A 6254-nucleotide genomic window follows, 5' to 3' on the forward strand; every position below is an offset into this window, starting at 1 on the left:
TCAAAGAAAATATTAATATTTGTATCTGTTATTTCAAATATCCCGTTGTCTTGGTGAGATTCTTGGATAGCTGAGATAATTCTCTTAAATATTTCTTTATTTTCCCTAATTTCATCAATAGATAATGTTTGTAATCTATCAATAAAAAATAATTCATCCTCAATACTTAAAATAGAGGGTGAGTTTTCCAATTTTTCATTTAGTTTAAAAATAGTATTCATTTAAAATTTTTAATAATTCTTGATATTCCTTTACATCGAATTCAAGATCCATTCTGACCTTATAAATAAAACGATTATTTTCAAGTTTTTCTAATAATTCTTTCATGGTAACCACCTTTAAGTTATATAAAGCAAAGGATTGCTTCTGCTGGAATAGTTTATTTATTTTTAAAGTTAAGCGTTCAGTCCAATAGAAATAGATAACACATCTTCCTCATTGTCGAGTAGAGATATATCGATAACTTTATCTATTTTATGACTAAATAATTTTAAACAATAAAAATTAGGTTTGTTTATTAATTCTAGCCAATCGTTAATATTATTTATTTTGATAATAAACAAGGGGAATAATTCTATTGGTGTTTTAGCTGAATCATTTATTCCACCATAAAAGTATACATAAGCAATATCATTTGCCTCTGGTGCAAGAAAATTTAATAGTTCATTTTTTATCGATAAACTAAATTTTTCTTTTGATAATTCTATATTTCTATAGGGGGTAAAAGTACGATTTATTATTTCACATGAGAGTGGATATGGAATGATTTTTTCAGAATCTGAAATTAAATTATTTAAGAAATGAATTTCTTTCATTTTTTTCATTATATTATTCTGTTTTAAAGTAAAGATCTTATCTTCTAAAGTTGTCATGATACTATTTCCTATGTTGTACGGTTACATTTTCTTTGTATTACTCCCAAGAAAATGTACGATTCCCATTATTTCTTTTTTGACTAAGATTTCTATCCATTTTGGCAGTAGCTACATGCCAGTGTGTAAAAGGGTGTTTTGCAATCGGAAGGGCTGGTAAGCGCTATCCGTTACCTTGGTTTCCTCTTTCAGACGGCCCCAGCCGGTGTAGTTGCCAAACCAAACCAGGTTGCCTTCATCATCGGTCATCTCACGCGGGATACCGATTTGGTCGCAGTGGAAGTAGTGGGTTTGTTGGCGGCTTTCGCCGTCTTCGTTGGTCCAGTTGCGTACCTGTGCCAAAGGTTCGTAGCTGTCGGGATCGGTGTAGAGATAGGTGTAGCTGCCTTTGTAAGTGTACTCCTGCAATAGACGACCTTCATGCTGATCAGTAATCGGATTATTAAAGAACCAATATTTCAGACGACCTCAAAGAAAGTATTAAGATCGTCTGGAAAACAGAAACCGCGTACGTGCATACCGCACACACCCTACGTCAGGACTGAAGGTTTTATCTGGACTACGTCTTGCTAATCTGAATCTAAAGCTATTTGAGCATCTTCAGCAAAAGCAGATTTATCTTCAATTAGTTGACGAAGAAGTAATTTTACAAAAGGTAATTTTCGATGAAATGTTAAGACATGGAGTGCGGCACTATCTATTAACTCATTTTCATTTTTTTTGAGAATACTCATTGCAAATTCTGCTTCATTAACAGTTATTGGTGCTCTTTTTAAAATACTCAGTGCCTCAATTCGAAGGTAAATATCTTCATTAACATTATTGAAAAAATGAATTATTTTTTTAAATATTTCACTATAGTCAAAATCACCTATATATATTCTCAATATTTTGAATGCCTCATTACGAGAAAGATCAGACTCCTTTGGATTTAGGCCAATATCCAAAAGAAAGTTTGCTAATTCCTCAGACATATCCTCATCAACATAATTTTGTAAGAAATCTTCTTTATCACTATCATTATTAAGTTTTTGATAGAGTGATTTAAATTCTTCATAATGCATATTTTTACCTCAAAGTTATTTTTTCAAAATTAATTTAGACCTAAATTTAGTTATTTCGTCAGATGGCTTCAATTTCAATATTTCATCAGAAAGTCTACTTGAATTAGGCCCAATTATCGAATTTTCTCGGCTTTTCCCTTTCCTATCAGCACTCTCGGGAGCACCACCTGCACACATATCTGGTTCATGTAACCATACCCTCCCCTGCAGATTCTTTATCACTTGTGTACCTTCTTCCTCTCGCTTCTATAGTTGGGTCATCTCTAAAATTCCTAATTCTTTCTTGCAAGCCTTCTAACCCCTCTGTTTTTAAAATTTTATTAAATGCCCTAATTTGCTCTCTAATTTGGCGTTTTAACTCCTTAACATCAGTAACTTTATCTGGTTTTAAGGTATGATTATAAGTCAATATTTTGACTTTTAACCCCAAAGGATCAAACCATATTAAAGAATTTAAAGCAAACTGATACAAATTCTCCCCACCCAACAACCCAATCGGATCCTGATTCACAAACCGACCCGCATCAGGCTCGTAATACCTGAAGAAATTGTAATGCAGCCCAGTTTCACGGTCGGCGTACTGGTTTTGCAGACGGAAGGGCTGGTATGCGCTATCCGTTACTCGAGTTTCCTCTTTCAGACGGCCTAAGGGATCGAGTTCGTAACGGCTGGCAAGTTTACCCTGTGTGCGGTAGATTTCACGGTGCAGCCGATCACGTTCGATGTCGGAGATGACTTCGTCGTCGAGGCTGATTGCTGATATAGATGTTTTCGTTTTAGTTAAAGTAAATAAAGATTTGAGTATAGAGTTTAAAGTTTATCTAAAGATTTCAAGAAAATCAATTAACTATTACATCTTAACACAACCTATATATGATATTTAAATAAATAATATTATTTATTCAAACTTCTTTAGCAGTATTTTTCTAATTTTTGAAAACTTTTTAGATGAATTATTCTTGATTTCAATATAGAATTCATCATCAATTCTATTTTGATTCAATAAAATTTTTTTAACATACGGAATAACCTTCTTAGAGTCAATTGAAACTAAAAATAAAACTATCTCATTGTAAATATAAGAAGTTTCATTAAAATCTTTTAGCTTCCTAATTAATAGAGTTTCAATTGAATTTGATTTATAACCTTTCTCTTTTAAAGAATATAAAATCCATGACAATATCTTAGGATTTTTTTTATTTAAATTTCTAACTAGATAGTCTTTTATATATTCCCTTTCTGGAAGATATATAGAACTAAATGCAACAGAAATAATAATAGAATACTTATTTAAACTCCATATTAAATCTATATCTTTTTCTATGTTAGAAAACTCTTTTTCTCCTAAATTATAATCACGAAATAGGTATCCCAATGATGAAATTGCAGATGATTTAACTCTTATGCTTTTATCATTTTGTATAAAGCAAATTAATATTGATAGAATTTCTTTAAGCTGAATATCATTAAGTTTGATTTGAAACTGCCCTAAAATAAATATTGCAATTTCTCTATGTCGACTATATCTGCTTGTTAATAATATATTTTTAATATCATCTTTAATTTCATTATACTCATAAAATTGTAACCTTTTTGCTGCTTCATATTGAAAAACAGTATTTGAATTAAGTATTTTTTCGAATAATTCCTTAACTGACAATTGCTTGCATACTAAAAAAGCATCAAAACTTGAAATTTCTTTACCTACCATATCATTTTTTCCTATTGTTACATTTATCCTTGGAATGTCTTGAATGACGACAACCCCAAGCTTTTTGTGTTGACTTAGCTTGTTTAGCAGATATTTGTCCACAATCAATTAATTCTTTTAACACATCACATTTATCAGGTTTTTTTCCAGTAGTTCGAGAATATTCATTTATTTTTTCATAGACTTGATTAGCAACTCCTGCATCAGTCTCATAATACCTGAAGAAGTTCTAGTGCAGCCCTGTTTCACGGTCAGCGTATTGGTTTTGCAGGCGGAAGGGTTGCTGAAGGATGGATAAGTGAGGGTTTAGAGTTTCAGACTGCTTTTGGGGTTGTTAAATCTTGAAATTAATCCACACTTATACTAAAAATTATAATGAATGATTTTTAACTCTATTCCTAACTCAGATAATAATTGAATTTGATTTAAGGAGATTTTATATTCACGAGTAGCCTCATCGTTGATCCAGCTGTAAATTATAAGCTCTTTATTTAGTTTATATTTTTTAAATATATAGTTTAAATTTTTCTTTTTGTCTTCTATTTTTTGTATAACTTTATTAATTTTTTCATTTAAATTTTCCTCTTTATCTATACCAAAAGAATAGTAAGAGTGTTCAATTATATATTGAACCTTTTTGTTTGGTGAGGTAAATAAATCTCCCTTACTATAAAACTCGGCATTTTTAATATTAAGTATTTTGTCTATTTCTCTCATGTTAATATAATCATTTGATTCCATATAAAATGTTACTTCAATTAAATTATTCAGCATCATCGTAACCAATTCCTGTTCTAATAAATTCAGAAGAATTTTTTCTTAATAAAAGTTCTCCAGTTTTATTTTGTTTATAAACATCATAATGAGATACGGCTCGTTTACCAACATAATCAGCTTTAAACGCATGTGGAACTGTGCCTATTTGAACTAAAATCCGGTTCAATTCTTTTTGGTTAATTAGTTTACTATCTTTTGTATCTCCGTCATTACAACTAGACGACAATCTATATAAATCTACCCAAGCTTGTACATTTTGAGAATAGTTATAAAAATTGCTTCCTCCCCACAAACCGACCCGCATCAGGCTCATAATACCTGAAGAAGTTGTAATGCAGTCCCGTTTCACGGTCGGCATACTGGTTCTGCAGGCGGAAGGGTTGGTGAGCAGTTCTGAATATGTTGGTTTCATTCTTCAGTATGCCCCAACCGTAATAATTGCCGAACCAAACTAGATTGCCATCCTTATCGGTCATCTATCTCGGGATGCCGATTTGGTCGCAGTGGAAGTAGTGGATTTCCTGTTTGCTTTCGCCGTCTTCGTTGGTCCAATTGCGTATCTGTGCCAGCGGTTCGTAGGAGTCTTGGTCGGTGTAGAGATAGGTATACCTGCCGTCCGGGTGGACTTCCTGCAAGAGGTGGCTGCCGTCCCAAACGAATCCGATTTCCTCTTCAAGGCCGTCTGAAAAATAGAAACCGCGTACGTACCGTACACATCCTGCCTCTAGATTGTAGGTTTCATGCGGGCTGTGGCTTGCTTTGGGGAAATTCAATCATTATATCCAACTTTTGGTTCAAACATGTTCAACACGATATTTCTTTAAAATAGGATGATTCAATAGAAATTCTAGATATTTTTTACAAAGTTCCTCTCCGCATAATTTATACACATTAAAGAAAGTGGGAAGTAGTATATCGGATACTGTAGCGTAGTTCTCAAGTGCATCAATGAATTGTTCTTCATCTGATAACCCTCCTAGTATAAGTTGAGTAAAGTTTCTTTCATGTGATGATGTTTGTGAATCATAAATTTTCCAAACTCTTATGCGCTCTTTCTTCAATTCATCATTTGATAAGGCATTGGATAAATTCAATAGAATTTTACGACATGTATTTTCTGCTAATTTTATTAAAGTATCAGGTATTTGATTATGAATACAAGGACTAGATAAAAGTACGTTTTTGATGAAATCATGCGTAATTATCTGAACGTCATGATAATTCATGGCATCAATATCAAATGTATCGGTTAATTTTCGTCCTGCTATAATATCAGGTCTATTTACTTCAGTCATTTTAACCTCCATTACCGTCGCGAATTCTAAGATTTTTTAATACGTAGCTACAGGAAGAACATGCACGCATAGGTTTTCCTTTTTTGTCGATTCTGTTTGCTGTAGAGACGGAATTTTTTACTTATTTACTAAGCTCTTCCATATTGGTAACATTTGCCTTTTCTGCCCCTTTACTGAGAGCCTCTGCTTCAGCACATCTACCATGCATACGAGGATCAGAACGTTTATCAATGGGGACATTATCGTATGCTTCTTGAACAACGGGATGGGTAATACCTTTACCACCCTCTACAGTGCTAAGGCCAGTTATTGTTCCTCCGGGCACATTTGGTCTAGTCCGTGTAACTCTAGCACCAGTCAACCCTAAAAAATCAATCCATACGGAAGAATTCAAGCTATATAGATAGAAATTATTTCCACCCAACAACCCAATCGGATCCTGATTCATAAACCGCCCGACGTTCGGCTCATAATACCTGAAGAAGTTGTAATGCAATCCCGTCTCGCGGTCTGTATACTGGTTTTACAGGCGGAA

13 protein-coding genes and 1 pseudogene are annotated in these 6254 nt (G+C 33.1%); all 14 read right to left on the bottom strand.

What is annotated here, in order from left to right; all coding sequences use genetic code 11:
- Window positions 1-221 (bottom strand): hypothetical protein (locus SINDD18_RS04930; protein WP_061863318.1); only part of this gene is annotated, 221 nt, incomplete at its 3' end.
- Window positions 205-327, bottom strand: a complete 123-nt coding sequence (locus tag SINDD18_RS11510) for a hypothetical protein (protein WP_277619876.1) — start codon at window positions 325-327, stop codon at window positions 205-207. The genes SINDD18_RS04930 and SINDD18_RS11510, both read right to left, overlap by 17 nt.
- Before the next feature lie 68 nt (window positions 328-395).
- Entirely contained in the window at window positions 396-872 is a 477-nt protein-coding gene (locus tag SINDD18_RS04935) for a hypothetical protein (RefSeq protein ID WP_061863319.1), read from the bottom strand.
- Window positions 873-983: 111 nt separating this feature from the next.
- Complete coding sequence (locus tag SINDD18_RS10405; RefSeq protein ID WP_241497340.1) at window positions 984-1280, bottom strand: RHS domain-containing protein; 297 nt, start codon at window positions 1278-1280, stop codon at window positions 984-986.
- 161 nt (window positions 1281-1441) lie between these two features.
- Window positions 1442-1936, bottom strand: coding sequence for a hypothetical protein (locus tag SINDD18_RS04945; protein WP_061863321.1), 495 nt, complete (start codon window positions 1934-1936; stop codon window positions 1442-1444).
- 184 nt (window positions 1937-2120) lie between these two features.
- Window positions 2121-2741, bottom strand: a complete 621-nt coding sequence (locus tag SINDD18_RS11305) for an RHS repeat-associated core domain-containing protein (RefSeq protein WP_346962579.1) — start codon at window positions 2739-2741, stop codon at window positions 2121-2123.
- 93 nt (window positions 2742-2834) lie between these two features.
- Complete coding sequence (locus SINDD18_RS04955) at window positions 2835-3647, bottom strand: hypothetical protein (RefSeq protein WP_061863387.1); 813 nt, start codon at window positions 3645-3647, stop codon at window positions 2835-2837.
- A 1-nt stretch (window position 3648) separates the two neighbouring features.
- The gene (locus SINDD18_RS11660) at window positions 3649-3819 is read right to left on the bottom strand and encodes a polymorphic toxin type 34 domain-containing protein (RefSeq protein ID WP_081108262.1); all 171 of its coding nucleotides are present in this window, start codon (window positions 3817-3819) and stop codon (window positions 3649-3651) included.
- Window positions 3820-4010: 191 nt separating this feature from the next.
- Window positions 4011-4424: a DUF4279 domain-containing protein gene (locus SINDD18_RS04960; protein ID WP_061863323.1), complete on the bottom strand. Its 414-nt coding sequence runs from the start codon at window positions 4422-4424 to the stop codon at window positions 4011-4013.
- Window positions 4411-4728 carry a hypothetical protein gene (locus tag SINDD18_RS11090; protein ID WP_061863324.1) on the bottom strand — a complete coding sequence of 106 codons (318 nt, stop codon included), beginning with the start codon at window positions 4726-4728 and terminating at the stop codon, window positions 4411-4413. Before SINDD18_RS11090 ends, SINDD18_RS04960 begins: the two co-directional genes overlap by 14 nt.
- Window positions 4691-4900 (bottom strand): RHS repeat-associated core domain-containing protein, encoded by a 210-nt coding sequence (locus tag SINDD18_RS10820; RefSeq protein ID WP_206598372.1) that lies wholly within the window; start codon window positions 4898-4900, stop codon window positions 4691-4693. Before SINDD18_RS10820 ends, SINDD18_RS11090 begins: the two co-directional genes overlap by 38 nt.
- Window positions 4901-5197 carry a hypothetical protein gene (locus SINDD18_RS10825; RefSeq protein WP_193750829.1) on the bottom strand — a complete coding sequence of 99 codons (297 nt, stop codon included), beginning with the start codon at window positions 5195-5197 and terminating at the stop codon, window positions 4901-4903.
- A gap of 21 nt (window positions 5198-5218) precedes the next feature.
- Window positions 5219-5719 carry a hypothetical protein gene (locus tag SINDD18_RS04970; RefSeq protein ID WP_061863325.1) on the bottom strand — a complete coding sequence of 167 codons (501 nt, stop codon included), beginning with the start codon at window positions 5717-5719 and terminating at the stop codon, window positions 5219-5221.
- 121 nt (window positions 5720-5840) lie between these two features.
- Window positions 5841-6227 (bottom strand): annotated as a pseudogene (locus SINDD18_RS11515) (RHS repeat-associated core domain-containing protein); the annotation flags it as partial.
- Window positions 6228-6254: the final 27 nt, after the last annotated feature.

The sequence above is a fragment of the Streptococcus infantis genome (genome assembly GCF_001579645.1).
Taxonomy (GTDB): Bacteria; Bacillota; Bacilli; order Lactobacillales; family Streptococcaceae; genus Streptococcus; species Streptococcus infantis_E.